This is a genomic window from Arthrobacter sp. IK3, from assembly GCF_051337705.1.
Lineage (GTDB): Bacteria > Actinomycetota > Actinomycetes > Actinomycetales > Micrococcaceae > Arthrobacter_B > Arthrobacter_B koreensis.
In genome coordinates, this window is record NZ_JBPPSW010000006.1 from 111895 (window position 1) to 130051 (window position 18157).

The 18157-nt window shown below is 66.1% G+C and carries 17 protein-coding genes; 3 read left to right on the top strand and 14 right to left on the bottom strand.

The window, feature by feature from the left end; genetic code table 11:
• Window positions 1–16 precede the first annotated feature (16 nt).
• The 9 genes from ACSLGO_RS09690 to ACSLGO_RS09730 form a co-directional block, all read right to left on the bottom strand.
• Entirely contained in the window at window positions 17–1507 is a 1491-nt protein-coding gene (locus ACSLGO_RS09690) for an ABC transporter substrate-binding protein (RefSeq protein ID WP_436401000.1), read from the bottom strand.
• A gap of 119 nt (window positions 1508–1626) precedes the next feature.
• The gene (locus ACSLGO_RS09695; protein WP_436401001.1) at window positions 1627–1920 is read right to left on the bottom strand and encodes a hypothetical protein; all 294 of its coding nucleotides are present in this window, start codon (window positions 1918–1920) and stop codon (window positions 1627–1629) included.
• Window positions 1921–1968: 48 nt separating this feature from the next.
• The gene (locus tag ACSLGO_RS09700; protein ID WP_386886270.1) at window positions 1969–3021 is read right to left on the bottom strand and encodes a class I SAM-dependent methyltransferase; all 1053 of its coding nucleotides are present in this window, start codon (window positions 3019–3021) and stop codon (window positions 1969–1971) included.
• Window positions 3022–3264: 243 nt separating this feature from the next.
• Window positions 3265–3804: a MaoC family dehydratase gene (locus tag ACSLGO_RS09705; protein WP_325786572.1), complete on the bottom strand. Its 540-nt coding sequence runs from the start codon at window positions 3802–3804 to the stop codon at window positions 3265–3267.
• The gene (locus ACSLGO_RS09710) at window positions 3794–4435 is read right to left on the bottom strand and encodes a CoA transferase subunit B (RefSeq protein WP_436401002.1); all 642 of its coding nucleotides are present in this window, start codon (window positions 4433–4435) and stop codon (window positions 3794–3796) included. Before ACSLGO_RS09710 ends, ACSLGO_RS09705 begins: the two co-directional genes overlap by 11 nt.
• Complete coding sequence (locus ACSLGO_RS09715; RefSeq protein WP_377955829.1) at window positions 4435–5226, bottom strand: CoA transferase subunit A; 792 nt, start codon at window positions 5224–5226, stop codon at window positions 4435–4437. The genes ACSLGO_RS09710 and ACSLGO_RS09715 overlap by 1 nt, the downstream gene beginning before the upstream one ends.
• A gap of 45 nt (window positions 5227–5271) precedes the next feature.
• Entirely contained in the window at window positions 5272–6435 is a 1164-nt protein-coding gene (locus ACSLGO_RS09720) for an acyl-CoA dehydrogenase family protein (protein ID WP_377955830.1), read from the bottom strand.
• Window positions 6422–8503, bottom strand: coding sequence for a biotin carboxylase N-terminal domain-containing protein (locus tag ACSLGO_RS09725; RefSeq protein WP_433123340.1), 2082 nt, complete (start codon window positions 8501–8503; stop codon window positions 6422–6424). Before ACSLGO_RS09725 ends, ACSLGO_RS09720 begins: the two co-directional genes overlap by 14 nt.
• A gap of 4 nt (window positions 8504–8507) precedes the next feature.
• Window positions 8508–10112, bottom strand: coding sequence for a carboxyl transferase domain-containing protein (locus ACSLGO_RS09730; RefSeq protein ID WP_436401003.1), 1605 nt, complete (start codon window positions 10110–10112; stop codon window positions 8508–8510).
• A gap of 149 nt (window positions 10113–10261) precedes the next feature.
• Here ACSLGO_RS09730 and ACSLGO_RS09735 point away from each other — a divergent pair, with 149 nt between their 5' ends.
• Window positions 10262–10876 carry a TetR/AcrR family transcriptional regulator gene (locus ACSLGO_RS09735; protein ID WP_091606276.1) on the top strand — a complete coding sequence of 205 codons (615 nt, stop codon included), beginning with the start codon at window positions 10262–10264 and terminating at the stop codon, window positions 10874–10876.
• 36 nt (window positions 10877–10912) lie between these two features.
• The gene (locus ACSLGO_RS09740) at window positions 10913–11380 is read left to right on the top strand and encodes a GNAT family N-acetyltransferase (RefSeq protein WP_091606279.1); all 468 of its coding nucleotides are present in this window, start codon (window positions 10913–10915) and stop codon (window positions 11378–11380) included.
• Window positions 11381–11460: 80 nt separating this feature from the next.
• Here the strand turns inward: ACSLGO_RS09740 and ACSLGO_RS09745 are convergent, their stop codons facing one another.
• Genes ACSLGO_RS09745 through pdhA form a run of 3 tightly spaced genes read right to left on the bottom strand, consistent with a single transcriptional unit; the run spans window position 11461 to window position 15085 of the window.
• Window positions 11461–12918: a dihydrolipoamide acetyltransferase family protein gene (locus ACSLGO_RS09745; RefSeq protein WP_325786578.1), complete on the bottom strand. Its 1458-nt coding sequence runs from the start codon at window positions 12916–12918 to the stop codon at window positions 11461–11463.
• The gene (locus ACSLGO_RS09750; protein WP_091606284.1) at window positions 12915–13937 is read right to left on the bottom strand and encodes an alpha-ketoacid dehydrogenase subunit beta; all 1023 of its coding nucleotides are present in this window, start codon (window positions 13935–13937) and stop codon (window positions 12915–12917) included. Before ACSLGO_RS09750 ends, ACSLGO_RS09745 begins: the two co-directional genes overlap by 4 nt.
• Complete coding sequence (pdhA, locus tag ACSLGO_RS09755; protein WP_436401004.1) at window positions 13934–15085, bottom strand: pyruvate dehydrogenase (acetyl-transferring) E1 component subunit alpha; 1152 nt, start codon at window positions 15083–15085, stop codon at window positions 13934–13936. Before pdhA ends, ACSLGO_RS09750 begins: the two co-directional genes overlap by 4 nt.
• Window positions 15086–15253: 168 nt before the next feature.
• On the opposite strand from pdhA, the gene ACSLGO_RS09760 reads away from it, so the two are divergent.
• Window positions 15254–15727, top strand: a complete 474-nt coding sequence (locus ACSLGO_RS09760) for an Lrp/AsnC family transcriptional regulator (protein ID WP_152275218.1) — start codon at window positions 15254–15256, stop codon at window positions 15725–15727.
• A gap of 357 nt (window positions 15728–16084) precedes the next feature.
• On the opposite strand, the gene ACSLGO_RS09765 is transcribed toward ACSLGO_RS09760, so the two are convergent.
• Window positions 16085–17707 (bottom strand): solute symporter family protein, encoded by a 1623-nt coding sequence (locus ACSLGO_RS09765; protein WP_091606292.1) that lies wholly within the window; start codon window positions 17705–17707, stop codon window positions 16085–16087.
• A complete protein-coding gene (locus ACSLGO_RS09770) occupies window positions 17704–18075 on the bottom strand; it encodes a DUF485 domain-containing protein (protein WP_091606293.1) in 372 nt (123 codons plus the stop codon). The genes ACSLGO_RS09765 and ACSLGO_RS09770 overlap by 4 nt, the downstream gene beginning before the upstream one ends.
• Window positions 18076–18157: the final 82 nt, after the last annotated feature.

An 18157-nucleotide genomic window follows, 5' to 3' on the forward strand; every position in this document is an offset into this window, starting at 1 on the left:
GTGGGGCGGGCGCGCGCTAGCTGGTCTTGGTGATGTCCGTCAGGTACAGCGACAGGCCGGTGGAGAAGTCCACGCCCTCCACGCCGTCCTGCACGGCGCCAACGGCCGGAGCAGCGAAGGTCCACAGCGCCAGGTTCTGCTCGTTGACATATTCGCTGGCCTTGATCAGCAGCTCTTCGCGCTTCTGGCTGTCCATTTCATTGCGGGTTGCCCCGTAGAGGGCTGCCCATTCCTCGGATGAATTCATGCGGGAGATGGTGGTGAAGCCGCGGTCAATGTCATAGATGCCGTTGAAGGAGAGGCCCCGGTAGAGGATGTCTGCGTCGGTGGTGCCGCGGGCCTGGACGACCCAGTCGGCGATTTCCACCAGGTTCAGGTTGACCTTGAACCCGGCTGCCTCCAGCATCTGGCCCATCGCCTCGTACAGATTCTTGTTCTGGCTGGATTGTCCGGTGATGGTGATTTCAGTGCCGGTCGCACCTTCAGCCTCGACGATCTTCTTTGCTTCTTCAGGATCGAACTCCGGACGGGTGATGTCCGGTGAGTAACCCGTGACGCCTTCGAGGGCCAGTTGTCCGTCCTCTGGTTCCCCGGCGCCGGCGGTCATGGACGCGGTGAGGGCCTCGGCGTCGATGGCCAGGTTCGCTGCCCGGCGCAGTTCAGGGTTCGCAAAGGCACCCTTGTCCGCGTTGAACTGGAAGAAATTCAGGCTGCCGCCCCATTCGGTGGAGACGTCGTAGTTCCCGCCCAGGACCTGGATGGCGTTGGTGCCCAGCTGGTGGGCAATGTCCACCTCTCCGGCTTCGAACGCGGACTGCAGTGATGTCTGATCGGAGAAGGTGCGCAGCGTGACGTTCGGCGTTGCCGGCGCTTCGCCCCAGTAGTCCTCGTTGGCGGTGAGCGTGATGCTCTGGCCGGCATCGAAACCGCTGATCTCGTAGGGGCCCGTGCCGGCTCCTGCACTGTTGAACCCTTCTTCGGTCCAGGCGTCCGACGGCGCAATGTACGCCAGGCTCAGCTGCGAAAGGAGCAGCGGTGTAGGTTCGCTGGTGACGATCTGCACCTCGTAGTCCCCCAGCGCCGTCACGGATTCAACCTGGGTGAGGTAGGTAGCGGGCTGGTAGCCCTTTTCCTTGATGGTCGTCAGGGAGAACACCACGTCCTCGGCCGTGAACTCACTCCCGTCGTGGAAGGTGACGCCCTCGCGCAGCTTGAAGGACCAGGTGAGGTTGTCCTCAGCGATTTCCCAGCTTTCGGCCAGGCTCGGCTGCCCTTCGCCGGTAGCCCGGTCCACGGTGACCAGGGGTTCGTAGGCGGCCAGCAGCCAGGTGCCGTAGTAGGACATCAGCGGGTTGATCGCGCTGGTGCTGACGATCGAGCCGACGGAGACCGAATCGGCTGCGGCTTTATCGGAGCCGGCAGAATTCCCGCATGCGCTGACGGCCAGCACACCGGCGAGGCTGAGCGCTGCTCCGGCAAAAAGGCGGCGGGACCGGGGTGTATTCATGGTTCTTCTCTCTCGCTTCAGGGAGGTCCGCATGGAGCCCACGGACGGTTTTTGGGCAGGGAATGGCAGGGCAGGGAGGGTAAAGACGGGAAAGGCGGTTGGGCGGCGCCCTGGCTGCTTTAGCTCAGGGCTGCGGAGACCCGCTCATCGGAGCCCAGCACGGCGCCGTAGACCCGGGCGGCAAGGCGGCGGCGTTCGGCGCCGAGCCGTTCGGCCAGTTCCTCGTCGGGAACGGCGGCGTCGACTGCTCCGGCAGCCAGCGCGCCGGAGCGCTGCAGCTGGTCTTCCAGGACCAGCACGCGGTCCTGGAGGATCCAGAGTTCGCTGGTGAGTTCGAAAACCATGCGGGCGACGTCGTCGAGGCGGCTGTCGCCCAGATAGGTGGGGCGGTTGGGTACATCGCCACCGGCCATGTTGGGTGTCCTTTGCAGTAGTTGGTGCGTCAAGCGGTGCGTTCGTTGTCAGGCCTGCGGTTTGCTGGCCAGCGTGATCCAGGGGTATTTGCGTTCGGTGGCGCCGAAGGACCGAATGCCAGTGAAGCCGGCCATGCGCAGCATGCCTGGCAGGTCCATGGTCAGGGCGTCCCGCCAGTAGGGTTCGCCGCGGTTCTCCGTCTCCCAGTCGAGGATCACGGCGCGGAAGGCATCGTGTTCCTCATACGGGGCGACTTCGCAGATCATCAGGTCCCCGCCCGGCGCCAGCAGGCGGAACGCCTCATGCAGGATCTGCTGGTTCGCTGCAGTGGGAACCTCGTGCATCAGGGTGTACGCGGTCACCAGGTCCGCTGCACCTGATTCGAGACGGGTTTCCTCCGCCGGTGCCTGGTACCAGTCCACGGCCAGCCCGGCATCGGAAGAGAGGGCATGGGCGTACTTGAGGGAGCTGGCGGAGAGCTCGACGGCGGTGATTCGCGCGTCGGGGTAGGTGCGGGCAAGCGCCGTGGTGAAGCGCCCGGTGCCGGCGCCCAGTTCAACAATCCACTCGTAGCGATCCCTTGGCGCACAACGCGCACTGACGTGCCGCTGGTCGTTGAGGTTCTCGTCATGCCGGACGGCGCCGACGCCTCCGGGGCGGAGAATGTAGCCGAAGACCAGTTCGTGGATGGCCGGGCCCATCAGCTCGTGGCCGTCCCAGCCGCCCGGGGCCAGGTGGAACCCGTTTTCCCAGTATTCCGGGGCCTCGAAGCCGGGGTTCAGGGTGAGCGTGCCGGCAGGGGTCCGTGACTCGACCCAGCCGGTGATCTCCTCCCTGGCGCTCTCCGCAGCAGGCAGCGCTTTGACATATGCCTCCTCCGCGACCCAGCGGGTCAGGAACCGGTCGAAAGCCCAGGCCGCACTGTCAGCGAGGTGGTGCTCAACGGAAGCCTTGCGCTCCAGGATCGGCACCGGCGGATTCGGCTCGGCTTCCCGGTATTCAGCAGCAGCGCGGGTCTGCAGCACACCCCCGGCGTAGGACTGGGTAGCCCCCAGGAATTCGAGTCCTGCCCGGGATGACTGAGTCAAAGGAATCTGCATTGCACGCTGCCTCTCTGCCACTGAATTCTCGATATGTAGGAATCTAATGCCCACATTTGGCGAGACAGTGCGAATCGGTGTTAATTTACATCCGCGTAACAGAGAGTTTTCACAGCGTGCGTTTTCGGTGCGGCCCGAGCCGAAAGTGTTCTTTTATGTCCTGCGAAACCGCGAACGTACGAGGACCACGGCCGGGCAGAGGGATTCAACGGTAGCCGGAGCACTGGGGCCCCATCCACCCGGTTACCCGGCGTTACCGGCCTGCGGGAAGCCGTCGGAGGTCCACATCAGTGCCGTTCGGGTGAATGTCGCCACCACGGTTCCGTCCTGGTTGTGTCCGGTGTGTTCCAGCGTCACGATGCCCTGTCCCGGCCGGGATCCGGAGAGCCGCTTCGCCGCTACGCGGGTCTGTGAATACAGGGTGTCTGCGTGGAAGAGCGGATGCGGAAAGGCGATGTCCGTCAGGCCCAGCTGCGCCACGAGTGTTCCCTGCGTGAGCTGGCTGACCGATTGCCCCACCATGACGGCCAGGGTCAGCATTGAGTTGACCAGGCGCTGCCCATAGGGCTGGCCCGCGCTGTAGGCGGCGTCCAGGTGCAGCGGCTGGGTGTTCATGGTCAGGGTGCTGAAAAGGACGTTGTCCGCCTCGGTCAGCGTGCGGCCTGGACGGTGCGCATACACAGTGCCGGGCTCAAGTTCATCGAAGAACAGTCCGCGCTGCACTACCAGCTTCCCCTGGGCCGCGTCTGGGCCAGCGGCTCCGCCGGCCCGCTCAGACGCCAAGGGCCACCTCCAGCGGCGCTCCGGTGGCGGCAACCACGTCCTCGATCGAGACGCCGGGGGCAGTTTCGCGTAGGATCAGCCCTTCCGGGCCAACCTCGATGACTGCGAGGTCCGTGACGACCAGGTCCACGCAGCCGCGTCCGGTCAGCGGCAGGGAACACTCAGAGACAATCTTGGGCCTGCCGGCGCGGTCAACGTGCTCCATCATGACGATCACGCGTCTGGCGCCAAACACCAGGTCCATGGCTCCACCCATGCCCTTGACCATCTTTCCCGGGATCATCCAGTTGGCCAGGTCCCCATTGGCGGCAACTTCCATGGCACCAAGAACCGCCACGTCCACGTGGCCGCCGCGGATCATGCCGAAGGACAGCGCGGAGTCGAAGAAAGCCGCTCCCCTGTTCACCGTGACGGTTTCCTTGCCTGCGTTGATCAGGTCCGGGTCCAGGGCTGCTTCCTGCGGGTAGGGCCCGACGCCGAGGATTCCGTTTTCCGAGTGCAGCACCACCTCCACGCCGTCGGGGATGAAGTTGGGGATCAGGGTGGGCATGCCGATGCCGAGGTTCACGTACTGGCCGTTTTCAAGCTCCTGCGCCACGCGGGCGGCCAGCTCATTGCGGGTGAGTGCCATTAGTTTGCCTCCTTGGTGCCGTTGTCCCGGGCGCTGGCTGATGCTGATGCGACCGTCCGCTTCTCGATGCGCTTCTCTCCCGGCCCGGCCAGCACTACCCGCTGGACGAAGATACCCGGAACATGGACTTCCCCCGGGTCAAGTTCGCCGGGCTCCACCAGCTCTTCCACCTCGGCAATGGTGATCCCTCCGGCCATGGCGCAGAGCGGATTGAAGTTCATGGCGGAGGCATGGAACACAAGGTTTCCGTGGCGGTCGCCCTTCCACGCGTGGACCAGGGCGTAATCCGGGGTCAAGGCCTCCTCCAGCACGTACTCCCGTCCCCCGAAGCTGCGCACTTCCTTGGGCTCCGATGCCTGCGCCACCTGGCCCCCGGCGTCGTACTTTTGCGGCAGCCCGCCTTCGCTGACCTGCGTTCCCACGCCCGCCGCCGTATAGAAGGCAGGAATGCCTGCGCCGCCGGCGCGCAGCTTTTCGGCCAGGGTTCCCTGCGGGGTGAGCACCACCTCGAGTTCACCGGCCAGGAACTGCCGGGCGAACTCCTTGTTCTCCCCCACGTAGGAGCTGACGGTGCGGCGAATCCGGTGGTCGGCCAGCAGCAGGCCCAGCCCCCAGTCATCCACGCCGCAGTTGTTGGAGACCGTCTCGAGTTCGTCCGCCCCCTGCGCATGAAGGGCGGAGATCAGGACCTCCGGGATTCCGCAGAGCCCAAACCCGCCTACGGCCAGCGATGCACCGCTGGGGATGTCTGCCACGGCTTCTTCCGCCGTGGCCACTGTCTTGTCGATCATGGTGGTGTCCGTTCGTTAATCGCCGTTGACTAACCCGTTCCGGCCCTACAGTCCCAGTTCCCGGGCAATGAGCATGAGCTGGACTTCGGTGGTGCCTTCCCCGATTTCAAGGATCTTCGAGTCCCGGTAATGCCGTGCCACCGGGAATTCGTTGATGAAACCGTAGCCGCCAAACACCTGGGTTGCATCCCTTGCGTTGTCCATTGCCGCTTCTCCGGCCACGAGCTTGGCCATGGCGGCCTGTGTCTTGAACGGTTTGCCGGCCAGCATCCGGGCAGCGGCGTCGTAATAGGCCAGCCGGGCGTTATGGGCGCGGGTCTGCATGCGGGCAATCTTGAAGGAGATGGACTGGTTGCTCCCAATCGTGGTCCCGAAGGCCGTGCGCTCGTTGGCGTAGCGCAGGGCCTCGTCCACGCAGCCCTGCGCCGCACCGGTGGCCAGGGCGGCAATCGCGATCCGGCCTTCGTCCAGGATCTGCAGGAAGTTCGCGAAGCCCCGGCCCTCAGCGCCCAGCAGGTTCTCCTGCGGAACCCGTACGTCCGCGAGCGCGAGCGGATGGGTATCCGACGCGTTCCAGCCCACCTTGTTGTAGGCCTTCTCCACGGTAAAACCGGGAGTGCCGGAGGGAACGATGATGGTGGAGATGTGCTTGCGCACCGAACCGTCCGGGTTTTCGGTAGTCCCGGTTACGGCCGTCACCGTCACCAGCGAGGTGATGTCCGTGCCGGAATTGGTGATGAATTCCTTGCTGCCGTTGATCACCCACTGGCCGTCCTCCAGACGGGCGGTGGTCTTGGTTCCGCCTGCGTCGGAGCCTGCTTCGCTTTCGGTCAGCCCGAATCCGGCGAGCGCGGTGCCCGAGGCGAGGGGCGGCAGCCACCGCTGCTTCTGCTCCTCGGTACCGAACCGGTAGATGGGCATGGCGCCGAGGGAGACACCGGCCTCCAGGGTGATGGCTACTGACTGGTCAACGCGGGCCAGCTGCTCCAGTGCAAGGGCCAGGGCGAAGTAGTCCCCGCCCATGCCGCCGTACTCCTCCGGGAAGGGCAGGCCGAACAATCCCATCTCCGCCATCTGCTCCACCACCTTGTACGGGAAGGAGTGTTCGGCGTCGTGCTGGGCGGCTACCGGCGCAACGACTTCCTCGGCGAACTCCCGGACGGTGTCCGAGAGGACCTGGTGTTCTTCACTGAGTTCAAAGCTCGGCATCGCCTGCTCCTTGGGTTGTGGTTCCGGGATCTTCCGGAGGAACGACTGTGGCCAGCACCTGCCCGGCCTTGACCAGATCCCCCGGCCGGAGGGTGATTGATACGCGTCCGGCCACCGGGGCGCTGAGCTGGTGCTCCATCTTCATGGCTTCCACCGCGAGCAGTGTCTGGCCGGCTTCAACCGTGTCCCCGTTCGCGGCGGCCACGGTGACCACGGTGCCGGGCATCGGCGAGCGCAGCACGGGGTCCGCTGCGCCTTCGCTCCTGCCCGCGGCTGCCAGCTCGGCCCGCAGGATTTCGCGGCGGCCGGGCAGCTCCATCGCTGCGGTGTAGCCGTCCCGGCTGGTCCAGAGCAGCGGCGTTCCGCCGGGCCCGCGGGAAAAGGCGTACAGCATCGAATGCACGACGCCGTCCAGCACCAGCCGCAGGCCGGTTCCGTCCAGGTCAATTCCGGCCCGGACTGCCGGCTGTCCGTCGATGCTGATCTCCGCGTTCTCCGGGCCGCCGAGTACCTCGACGACGCGGGTCGTGCCGGCGGCTTGGACGGTCATCGCCAGCGGGTGCCTTCGGCCGATCCGCCATCCGTCTGCCCGGCTCCATGCAGACGGCGGGTTAGGCTCCCCACGGCCGCCGGGCCCGGGGATCCTGCCCTGCAGGACCGCGAGCCGGAGCAGCGCGGCAGCTGCAAGTTCGGGCATTCCGGGATGCTGGAACGCCAGTTCGGGGAGGCGCCGCTCAATCAGCGTGGTATCCAGCTCCCCGGCCTGCACGGCCGGGTCCGCAAGCAGCAGGCGGAGGTACTCGGTGTTGGTTCCGATTCCCAGGATCACGGTCTGGGCCAGGGCGGTGTCCAGCCGCCGGAGCGCCTGCTGCCGGTCTGCACCCCAGGCGATGACCTTAGCGAGCATCGGATCATAGCTGGAAGAGACGTCCTGTCCGGTAAGCAGTCCCGAATCGGTGCGGATGCCATCGCCGCCGGCCTCCCGGAGCATTTCGACCCGTCCGGCGGTGGGAAGGAACCCGGCCGCCGGATCCTCTGCGTAGACCCTTGCCTCTATTGCGTGCCCTTCAAGCCGGACCTGTCCCTGGCTTATGTCCAGCCGCTCTCCGGCCGCAATGCGGACCTGCCATTCCACCAGGTCTATTCCGGTGACCATCTCGGTGACGGGGTGCTCCACCTGCAGCCGGGTGTTCATCTCCATGAAGAAGAACTCGTCCGGAGCCTCTCCGGAGACCAGGAACTCAACGGTTCCCGCCCCGGTGTAGTCAACGGACCGTGCCGCCTCGCAGGCCGCCGCCCCGATGCGTTCGCGGGTGGCGGCGTCGAGCAGTACCGAGGGAGCTTCCTCGATCACTTTCTGGTGCCGGCGCTGCAGGGAGCATTCACGCTCACCCAGGTGGATCACGTTCCCGTGCGTATCGGCCAGGACCTGCACTTCAATGTGCCGGGGGGCGGAAACAAGGCGCTCCAGGAACAGGGTGTCATCCCCGAATGCCGCTGCAGCCACGCGCCGGGCCGAGGCGAGCGCGGCGGGCAGGTCCGCAGGATCGGTGACCGCGTGCATGCCCTTGCCGCCGCCCCCTGCCGACGGCTTGATCAGCAGCGGATAGCCCACTCCGGCCGCAGCAGCGCTCAGCTCCCCGTCGCCCAGTCCGGGCTCGGCGATCCCGGGGATGACAGGTACGCCGTACCCGGCCACATGGTTCTTGGACTGGATCTTGTCCCCCATCAGCTCCAGCGCCTTGATGCCGGGGCCAATAAAGGTGATGCCGTTTTCAGCGAGCAGCCGGGCAAAGGAGGCGTTTTCGCTGAGGAACCCGTAACCCGGGTGCACGGCCTCCGCGCCTGAGAGGCGGCAGGCGGCGAGCACCGCCTGGGCATTGAGATAGCTGCTGCGCGGGTCCGCCGGGCCGAGGCGCACTGCGGTGTCCGCCTCGCGCACGTGGCGGGCACCGGCGTCGGCGTCGCTGTAGACGGCAACGCTGCGCAGTCCCAGCTTCCTGAGCGTGCGGATGACCCGGCAGGCTATTTCTCCGCGGTTGGCTACCAGAACAGTCGTAAATCTCATGTGCTCACATCCGGAAGAGGCCGAAGGAAGTTTCGGGAAGCGGTGCGTTGGCGCAGACGTCCAGGGCCAGACCCAGCACGGTGCGGGTGTCCTGCGGATCTATGATCCCGTCGTCCCACAGGCGTGCGGTCGAGTAGTAGGGGCTGCCCTGCGCCTCATAGTCCTGGCGGATGGGTTCGCGGAAGGATTCCTCCTCCTCGACGCTCCACTCTTCGCCGCGGGCCTCGAGTCCGTCCCGGCGGACCGTTGCCAGCACGGCAGCGGCCTGGTTTCCGCCCATCACGGAGATCCGCGCGGCAGGCCACATCCAGAGGAAGCGCGGCGAGTACGCCCGGCCGCACATGGAGTAGTTTCCTGCGCCGAAGGAACCGCCGATTACCACGGTCAGTTTCGGGACCCGGCAGGTGGCCACGGCGGTGACCATTTTGGCGCCGTGCCGGGCGATTCCGCCGGCTTCGTAGTCGCGGCCCACCATGAAGCCGGAGATGTTCTGGAGGAAGATCAGCGGAATGCCGCGCTGGTCGCACAGTTCGATGAAGTGCGCCCCCTTTTGTGCGGATTCGCTGAACAGCACACCGTTGTTGGCCACAATTCCCACGCGGTGGCCGTGCAGCCGGGCGAAGCCGGTGACCAGGGTGCTGCCGTACTCCTTTTTGAATTCGTGGAATTCGCTTCCGTCGGTGATCCGGGCAATAACCTCCCGCACGTCATACGGGCTCTGCAGGTCTGCCGGAACGGCCGCGTACAGTTCCCCGGGATCCGCTTCCGGTTCCACGGCCGGGACAGGCTGCCAGGCACGCAGCGGTTCGGGGAACGTCTCGGCGATGTCCCGGACAATTTCAAGTGCATGGGCATCGTTCTCGGCCAGGTGGTCGGTTACTCCGGAGGTGCGCGAATGCAGCTCGCCGCCGCCCAGCTCCTCCGCCGTCACCACCTCCCCGATGGCCGCTTTCACCAGCGGCGGCCCACCCAGGAAGATGGTGCCCTGATTGCGCACAATCACGGTTTCGTCGCTCATGGCCGGTACATAGGCGCCGCCGGCGGTGCAGGACCCCAGGACGGCTGCGATCTGCGGGATCTTCGCGGCGGACATCCGTGCCTGGTTGTAGAAGATGCGGCCGAAGTGTTCCCGGTCGGGGAACACCTCATCCTGCAGCGGCAGGAAAGCACCGCCGGAATCAACCAGGTAAATGCAGGGAAGCCTGTTTTCCAGGGCGATCTCCTGGGCACGCAGGTGCTTCTTCACCGTCATGGGGTAATAGGTTCCGCCCTTGACCGTCGCGTCATTCGAAAGCACCATGACGTGCCGTCCGTGAACCAGCCCAATGCCGGCAATCAGTCCTGCCGCCGGGCACTCGCCTCCGTACATGCCGTTCGCTGCCAGGGGCGCAATCTCCAGGAATGGACTGCCGTCGTCCAGCAGCGCCTCGATCCTTTCCCTCGGAAGGAGCTTGCCCCGGGAAGTGTGCTTCTCCCGGGAACGGGCCGGTCCGCCCTGCGCGGTTTCGGCCAGGCGTTTGTGCAGCTCCCCGGCCAGCATCCGCTGGGCCGCCTCATTGGCGGCATACTGCTCAGATGCCGGGTCCAGCGCTGTGGCAAGGGTCTCCATCGACTTCCTTAGGTTGAGCGTCTCCGGCACTGCCCGCCGGAGCACCGGCGTTGGTTAATGCCCGCTAACTCAAATTAGGTTAGTGGCTATTAACTGACGTGTCCACCACAATGGAAGGGTTGCCAACAGAAAACCGCGGAAAGGCAGGCATGGATTCCACTAAGAGCACCCCGCGCACCGTAACGGGCCGGAGCGCCGCGAAGGCCTCCCGGCGCGCGGCGATGCTGGACGCTGCAGCCGCGCTGTTCGCGGAGAAAGGCTACAACGGTGTCTCCATCGAGGAACTCGGCGCAGCTGCGGGTGTCAGCGGACCGGCTGTCTACCGCCATTTCAGCGGCAAACCGGCTCTGCTCTCCGCCCTGCTGATCGGAGTCAGCAAGGATCTGCTGGAAGGCGGGATCGCCGTCGTCGCCGAGTCTGACACCGCCGAAGCCGCCCTGAGCGGACTGATCGAGTTCCAGGTGGATTTTGCACTGCGGCAGTCCAACGTCATCCGGGTCCAGGACCGTGACCTGGCCAGCCTGCCCGAAGAGGACGAGCGTACCGTCCGCCAGCTCCAGCGCCAGTACGTGGAGGTTTGGGTGGACGCCATTTCCGCCCTGCACCCCAAGGCTGAACTGGCGCTGCTGCGCCACCGGGCGCAGGCAGTGTTCGGACTGATCAACTCCACTTCCCATACACTGAACAGCAAAACCACCGCCCGTGAGACGGTCAAACTGCGCGGCCTGCTTGAACGCATGGCTTGGGCTGCACTGAATGCCTAGTAGGCTAAGAAAAACCCCCGAGCAGAAAGACCTGCCGTGATTGAGCTTCGTGCCGTAGAACCGGGCGACGTTGATGAGTTCTTCACCCATCAGCTGGACCCGGGCGCCAACCATATGGCTGCTTTTGCCGCCAAGAATCCTGCGGACCGGGGTGTTTTCGACCTCCACTGGCAGCAGATCCTCAGCGACCCGGGCATCACCGTGCGCACCATCGTTGCCGACGGAGAGGTTGTGGGCTCCATCCTCGCCTACCGGGACGGCAGCATCCCGGAGATCAGCTACTGGATTGACCGCGAGCGCTGGGGGCAGGGAATTACGACGGCGGCCGTGGGCCTCTTCCTCGAAGAGTTCCCCGAGCGCCCCATCCGGGCGCGGGCTGTCGCAGACAACGTGAGCTCCATCCGCATCCTTGAACGCTACGGCTTCAAGGTCATCGGCGAGGCCCAGTCCTTCGCCAATGCCCGCGGCGCGGTAGTCCGCGAGCTGGAACTTGAGCTCGCCTAGCAGCACACAGCCTTACTGCAGCAGGGCCCCTTATCCGCGGACGGTGGAAAGGGGCCCTGCTGCCGCTTAAGGGCGGATCCTCAGTCCAGGGCCAGGACCATGGCGGGTTCCGCCAGGACATCACCAATGTCGCGCAGGAAGGCCGCCCCTTCGGCTCCGTCCACCAGGCGGTGGTCGAAGGACAGGCTGAGCGTAGTGACCTGGCGCAGGGCAATGCCGCCTTCGTGTTCCCAGGGCTGCCTGCGGACGGCGCCCAGCGCCAGGATGGCGGCTTCGCCCGGGTTCAGGATGGGCGTACCGGCATCGACGCCGAATACCCCCACATTGGAGATCGAAACGGTGCCACCGGTCAGCGCCGCCGGCGGCGTCCGCCCCTCCCTGGCAGTTCCTGCAAGGTCCGAAATTGCCAGGGCGAGTTCCCTCAGGCCAAGGTCCTGGGCGTCCTTGATGTTGGGAACCATCAGTCCCCTCGGCGTGGCTGCCGCGATACCCAGATTCACGTAGCGGTACCGGACGATTTCCCGGGCAGCCTCGTCCCAGCGTGCGTTCAGTTCCGGATGGCGGCGCAAGGCCAGGCAGACGGCTTTGGCCGCGAGCACCAGCGGTGTGAGCCGGACGCCGTCGTATTCCCGGCGGCTGCGCAGCTTCTCCAGCAGGTTCATCGAGGCAGTGACGTCCACGGTGAGGAACACGGTGGCATGCGGCGCCGTGAAGGCACTGGAGACCATGGCCGCTGCGGTGTGCTTTCGGATGCCCGCAATGGGAATCCGCTCCTCCCTGCCCTGGCCCAGGTGCGGAGCATCCGCAACCACCGGCTGTGACCGGTCCGGGGTACGGGACGGCTCCGCGGAGCTGCGCAGGATCGCGGCTTCCACATCGCCGCGCAGGATCCGGCCCTGCGGACCGGTACCGTCCACCGTGGACAGGTCGATTCCGAGATCCCGGGCGAGCTTGCGGACCGGCGGCGTGGAGCGCGGACGTTCCTGTACCGCGGGTGTTCCGTTGGTCCCCGCGCTTTCCGCTCCGGCTGCCGGCACCGGAGGTTCCGCTGCGCCCGGGGCCGGTGCCGGCCGGGCTGGCGGTGCCGGCTGGACTGCTCGTGCCGGCTGGACTGCCGGTGCCGGCTGGACTGCTCGTGCCGGCTGGACTGCCGGCTCGGGGCTAACGAAGCCGCGGCGCGCCCGACGGGCAGGACGTCCGGCCTTCTCAGGTTCAGCGCCGTACCCCACCAGGGTTGGCTGGCGGCGTTGCGCTGCTGCGTCGGCTGCGGGCGCTGCCGGGGCGGGGACACCGCCGGCATCCGGAACGTCGAAACTGATAATCGCCTTCCCCACTTCAACAACCGTGCCTTCGGCCTCGTGCAGCCGGGTCACCACACCCTCGAACGGGGACGGCAGTTCGACGACGGCCTTCGCCGTCTCCACCTCGGCAATGACCTGGTTGAGGGTGACGCTCTGGCCTTCGGTAACCCGCCAGGACAGGATCTCGGATTCAGTGAGCCCTTCACCGAGGTCCGGCAGACGGAATTCACGGATCATCGTCCGGCTCCTTCCAGGACAGCCGACGGCGCCAGGGAGTTGGGCCGGCGCATCACACGGTCCACGCCGTCCAGGATCCGGTCCAGATCCGGCAGGTGGTGTTTCTCCAGTCGGGCCGGCGGATAGGGAATGTCGAAGCCCGTGACCCGCACCGGTGCGTGCTCCAGGAAGTCGAAACAGCGCTCAGTAATACTGGCGGCCAGCTCCGCACCAAGACCGCCGGACTGGGCGGCTTCATGGGTGACCACCAGGCGGCCGGTCTTGCGGACCGAGGCTTCCACCGCCGGGTAGTCCACCGGGGACAGGGAGCGCAGGTCTATCACCTCCACCGAGATACCCTCGTCTTCGGCAGCCGTGGCGGCATCCAGCGCCGTCATGACCAGGGGCCCGTAGGTCACCAGGGTGACGTCCGTTCCCGCGGCGGCAACCCGCGCAGCACCCAGGGGCAGGGCACCCTCAAGTGTCTGCTCAACCTCTCCCTTGGTGTGGTAGCGGCGCTTGGGTTCGAAGTAGAGCACCGGGTCGTCACAGGCGACGGCCTGGCGGATCATCGTGTAGGCGTCCTGCGGGTTGGACACGCTGACCACGCGGAGGCCCGACGTGTGCGTGAAGTAGGCCTCCGGCGACTCCGAGTGATGCTCCGGCGAACCGATCCCGCCGCCAAACGGCACACGGATAGTCAGGGGCAGTTTCACCGCGCCGCGGGTGCGGTAATGCATCTTGGCAACCTGGGAGACAATCTGGTCGAACGCCGGGTAGATGAATCCGTCGAACTGGATTTCCACCACCGGCCGGTAACCGCGGAAGGCCAGCCCGACGGCGGTGCCCATGATTCCGGATTCGGCGAGCGGGGTGTCCATCACGCGCTTGGGCCCGTACTTTGCCTGCAGCCCGTCGGTAATCCGGAAGACTCCGCCCAGCTTGCCGATGTCCTCCCCCATCAGCACCACTTTGGGATCCGCCGCAAGTGCGTCGTCCAGTCCTGCCGTGATGGCACGGCCAAAGGTCATGCTGCTCATCGGGCCTGTCCTTCCGCCGCGCCGTCCATCATGGCCAGGTAAGCCGCGTAGTGCTCCTGCTGTCGGTCCAGCCAGCTGTTGGGTTCGGCGTAGACATGGGCGAACACGTCCGCGGGGCCGGGGTCCGGCAGGGTCAGGCAGGCTTCGCGCAGTGCGGCAGCGAGCGCATCGGCGTCGGCCTCCACGGAGGCGAGGAATGCCCCGTCTGCGTGCCCCTCGTTCTGCAGCAGGGCTCCCAGCCGGCTGATGGGGTCCTTAAGCCGCCAGTCCTCCAGTTCCGCGGCGTCGCGGTAGCGGGTGGGATCATCCGCAGTGGTGTGCGGTCCCATCCTGTAGGTCACTGCTTCGATGAACGTGGGTCCGCCGCCGCTGCGCGCACGGTCCAGCGCTTCCCGCGTGGCTGCCAGGACGGCGAGGACGTCGTTGCCGTCAACGCGGATGGAGGGGATGCCGAATCCCGGTGCCCGGTTGGCGATCGGCACCTGGGCCTGCAGCCCTACCGGCTCGGAGATGGCCCACTGGTTGTTCTGGCAGAAGAAAATCACCGGCGCCTGGAAGCTCGCGGCGAAAACCATTGCCTCGTTGACGTCTCCCTGGCTGGTGGCGCCGTCACCGAAGTAGCTGATGGCGGCGTCGTCCGCACCATCCTGGGCGATGCCCATGGCGTAACCCGCCGCATGCAGTGCCTGCGCGCCGATGATCACCTGCGTGGGCGCCATGTTGACGGAATAGGGGTCCCAGCCGCCGGCCGCGTTTCCGCGCCAGACTCGCATGAGGTCCGCGAAGTCGACACCGCGGCACCAGGCCACGGCGTTCTCCCGGTAGCTGCTGAAGACGAAGTCGGAAGGGCGCAGCGCCCGGGCCGAGCCGATCTGCGCGGCTTCCTGGCCCAGGAGCGGCGGCCAAAGGCCCAGCTCGCCCTGGCGCTGCAGGGAAGTGGCCTCGGTATCAAGGCGCCGCACCAGGACCATGTCCCGGTAGAGGCCCCGGAGGGCCTCGGCGTCGACGTCCTGGACCCAGCGGGCATAGAACGCGTCCTCGACGCGTGCGCCGCCGGGGCGGACGAGCTGGACGTAGGGATCGTTGGGTTCCATCCCGGTGTTTTCGGGATGTCCTACCGGGGTATGCAGGGACACTTTGATGCGCATCCTTCCGTGTTGGGGCCCCGGGGGTGGTGGGGTCCGAACCTGATGCCGGGCGCCGTTGCCCAGTTAGGTGTGACCCTACTCACACCTTGCAGGCGGCACAACCATGTGCCGTCGGATTGCGCATACTGCCCTGCTTCCGGCTCCCGGGCCGTGCTAGCGTTGCGCACTATGCAGATTCTGGACAGCACCGACTTCCGCGTTCTGCGGGCGATGGCCACGGATCCCCGCCGGACCGTGGTGGCCCTCGCCGCCCGCCTGGGGATCTCCCGGAACACGGTGCAGGCGAGGCTTTCCGGAATGGAAAAGAAGGGCGCCTTCCTTTCCTTCGAGCGCCGGATCAACCCGGTGGCGCTGGGCTACCCCCTGATGGCTTTCGTGCACGTGCATGTCCAGCAGCAGCGCCTGGCTGAGATCACCGGCGAGCTGTCAGCCATCCCTGAGGTCATCGAGGCACACGGGCTGACAGGGGCGGCGGACCTGCTGCTGCGGATTGTGGCGCTCGACGCCGAGGACCTTTTCCGCGTCAACAAAGCCATCCTGTCCGTCCCGGGTGTGGAGCGTTCGGACACGACCCTGGCCATGGGCGAGCTCATCCCCTACCGGGTGGCGCCCCTGCTCGAGCGCGGGCCCGCCGGCAGCTAGCGTTCCGAGTCGGGGCGGTAGGGAGTGCACGCGCGCGGCGTGCCAGCGGGCCTGCCGCGCGCGGCGTCGCACCGTTTCCGCTTGCAACACGCCTGGCATCCAGTCCCGTGGATCGTGTGGGGAGATAACGTCCCTAAGCGCACATTCCCCGCACCCTGTGGGGAGATAACGTCCCCATACGGCGGTGATAGCAGCCTGATCTCCACACAGGATCCCGGCCCCGCTCCAAAACAGCCTCATCTCCCCACAGGATCCCGGCTCCCGCAAAGATTCCGCCGCGCCGGCCGCCAGACATATGGAAGGACGCCTCCCCTGTGTGGGGAGGCGTCCTTTGGCTCAGCTGGAGGGGAACCGGACCTAGTGGTCCACGGCCTTCTCCGCACCGACGCCGGTGAGCGAGCGGACTTCCATTTCCGCCTGCTTCTCCGGGGACTCGTCGTCCTTGCTGGTGACCGTCCCCAGGAAGCCCAGGAAGAACGCCAGCGGTATGGACACGATGCCCGGGTTGTTCAGCGGGAAGATTGCGAAGTCCGCTCCGGAGATCATCGAGGTCTCGGCACCGGAGACAACCGGCGAGAGGATGATCAGCAGGATGGCCGAACCCAGGCCGCCGTACATGCTCCACACAGCGCCGCGGGTGTTGAAGCGCCGCCAGTAGAGCGAGTAGATGATGGTGGGCAGGTTGGCGCTTGCCGCGACGGCGAAGGCCAGGGCCACCAGGAAGGCCACGTTCTGCCCCTGCGCGCCGATGCCGCCCAGGATCGAGACGACGCCGATCACCAGCACGGTCCGGCGGGCAACCTTCACCTCGCCGTCAGCGTCCACCTTGCCCTTGCGGACAACGTTGGCGTAGATGTCGTGGGCGAAGGAGGCGGCTGCCGTGATCGTCAGGCCGGCCACTACTGCCAGGATGGTGGCGAAGGCGACGGCGGCGATAAGCCCCAGGAGAACCGGTCCGCCTAGAGCGAAGGCCAGCAGCGGAGCCGCCGAGTTGACGCCGCCCGGAGCGCCGATGATGGTCTCCCGTTCAATCAGGGCCGCGGCGCCGTAGCCGAGGACCAGGGTGAACAGGTAGAACAGGCCGATCAGCCAGATGGCCCACACCACGGAGCGGCGGGCTTCCTTGGCGGTGGGAACCGTGTAGAAGCGCATCAGCACGTGTGGCAGGGCTGCGGTGCCAAGCACAAGTGCCAGGCCCAGGGAGACGAAGTCAAGCTTGGAGGTCTCGGACTTGCCGTACTGCAGTCCCGGATCGAGGATCGCGGCGTTGCCGGACATCTCGACTGCGGAACCGAGCAGTTCGGAGAGGTTGAAGCCGTTGATGGCCAGGACCCAGACAGTCATGACGGCAGTGCCGGCAATGAGGAGGCACGCCTTGATGATCTGCACCCACGTGGTGCCCTTCATGCCGCCGACGAGTACATAGATGATCATCAGCGCGCCGACGATCGCGATGACCAGCGACTGCCCGATCCGCGAGTCAATGCCCATAAGCAGGGAGACGAGTCCGCCGGCGCCGGCCATCTGGGCCAGCAGGTAGAAGAAGCAGACGGCGAGCGTCGTGATAGCCGCGGCGATGCGGACGGGACGCTGCTTGAGCCGGAAGGACAGAACGTCGGCCATGGTGAACTTGCCGGTGTTCCGGAGCATTTCGGCTACCAGCAGCAGCGCTACCAGCCATGCCACCAGGAACCCGATGGAGTACAGGAAGCCGTCATAGCCGTTGATGGCGATGGCGCCGACGATGCCAAGGAAGGACGCTGCGGACAGGTAGTCGCCGGCAATGGCGGTGCCGTTCTGAGGTCCGGTGAAGGAACGTCCCGCCGCGTAATAGTCAGCGGCGGTCTTGTTGTTGCGGCTGGCACGGAGCACCACCACAAGGGTTACGGCCACGAACAGGCCGAAGATCAGCATGTTCAGCCAGCCGGTTTCCCGGACGGCATCGGCGGAGACGGCGGCGGGGATGTAGAGGGTGTTCATTTGGTCTCCTCGGGAAGGGACACGCCCTTGGCCTCCAGCTCGCCGCGCAGTTCGGAGGCGATCGGATCGAGGCGCCGGTTGGCGTAGCTGACGTACCACATGGTGATGCCGAAGGTGCTGACAAACTGCAGCAGGCCCAGGATCAGACCAATGTTGATGTTGCCGATGACCGGGGTGGACATGAACTCGTGCGCGTAGTCAGCGAGCAGCACGTAGGCGAAGTACCAGACGAGGAAGACCACGGCCATGGGAAAGATAAAGCTGCGCTGGCGTTTGCGCAGCTCCTGGAACTGCGGGGACCGCTGGACTTCCCGGAAGTCGACCGGCGCCTCGCTTTCGGGGTGTGATTGTGGCTGGTGTGCAGCCATCTCTCCTCCTTGGGTTGGGCACGTGCGGCGGTACGGCATTCGAACCGCGGGTCCATCGGGAACCCGGGCCGCCAGCACGCCG

What these genes read in the sequence shown, in the direction of transcription:
- ACSLGO_RS09690 (WP_436401000.1), bottom strand. Translation starts at nt 1,507, where the DNA reads ATGAATACACCCCGGTCCCGCCGCCTTTTTGCCGGAGCAGCGCTCAGC.
- ACSLGO_RS09695 (WP_436401001.1), bottom strand. Translation starts at nt 1,920, where the DNA reads ATGGCCGGTGGCGATGTACCCAACCGCCCCACCTATCTGGGCGACAGC.
- ACSLGO_RS09700 (WP_386886270.1), bottom strand. Translation starts at nt 3,021, where the DNA reads ATGCAGATTCCTTTGACTCAGTCATCCCGGGCAGGACTCGAATTCCTG.
- ACSLGO_RS09710 (WP_436401002.1), bottom strand. Translation starts at nt 4,435, where the DNA reads ATGGCACTCACCCGCAATGAGCTGGCCGCCCGCGTGGCGCAGGAGCTT.
- ACSLGO_RS09715 (WP_377955829.1), bottom strand. Translation starts at nt 5,226, where the DNA reads ATGATCGACAAGACAGTGGCCACGGCGGAAGAAGCCGTGGCAGACATC.
- ACSLGO_RS09720 (WP_377955830.1), bottom strand. Translation starts at nt 6,435, where the DNA reads ATGCCGAGCTTTGAACTCAGTGAAGAACACCAGGTCCTCTCGGACACC.
- ACSLGO_RS09725 (WP_433123340.1), bottom strand. Translation starts at nt 8,503, where the DNA reads ATGAGATTTACGACTGTTCTGGTAGCCAACCGCGGAGAAATAGCCTGC.
- ACSLGO_RS09730 (WP_436401003.1), bottom strand. Translation starts at nt 10,112, where the DNA reads ATGGAGACCCTTGCCACAGCGCTGGACCCGGCATCTGAGCAGTATGCC.
- ACSLGO_RS09735 (WP_091606276.1), top strand. Translation starts at nt 10,262, where the DNA reads ATGGATTCCACTAAGAGCACCCCGCGCACCGTAACGGGCCGGAGCGCC.
- ACSLGO_RS09745 (WP_325786578.1), bottom strand. Translation starts at nt 12,918, where the DNA reads ATGATCCGTGAATTCCGTCTGCCGGACCTCGGTGAAGGGCTCACTGAA.
- ACSLGO_RS09750 (WP_091606284.1), bottom strand. Translation starts at nt 13,937, where the DNA reads ATGAGCAGCATGACCTTTGGCCGTGCCATCACGGCAGGACTGGACGAC.
- pdhA (WP_436401004.1), bottom strand. Translation starts at nt 15,085, where the DNA reads ATGCGCATCAAAGTGTCCCTGCATACCCCGGTAGGACATCCCGAAAAC.
- ACSLGO_RS09760 (WP_152275218.1), top strand. Translation starts at nt 15,254, where the DNA reads ATGCAGATTCTGGACAGCACCGACTTCCGCGTTCTGCGGGCGATGGCC.
- ACSLGO_RS09765 (WP_091606292.1), bottom strand. Translation starts at nt 17,707, where the DNA reads ATGAACACCCTCTACATCCCCGCCGCCGTCTCCGCCGATGCCGTCCGG.
- ACSLGO_RS09770 (WP_091606293.1), bottom strand. Translation starts at nt 18,075, where the DNA reads ATGGCTGCACACCAGCCACAATCACACCCCGAAAGCGAGGCGCCGGTC.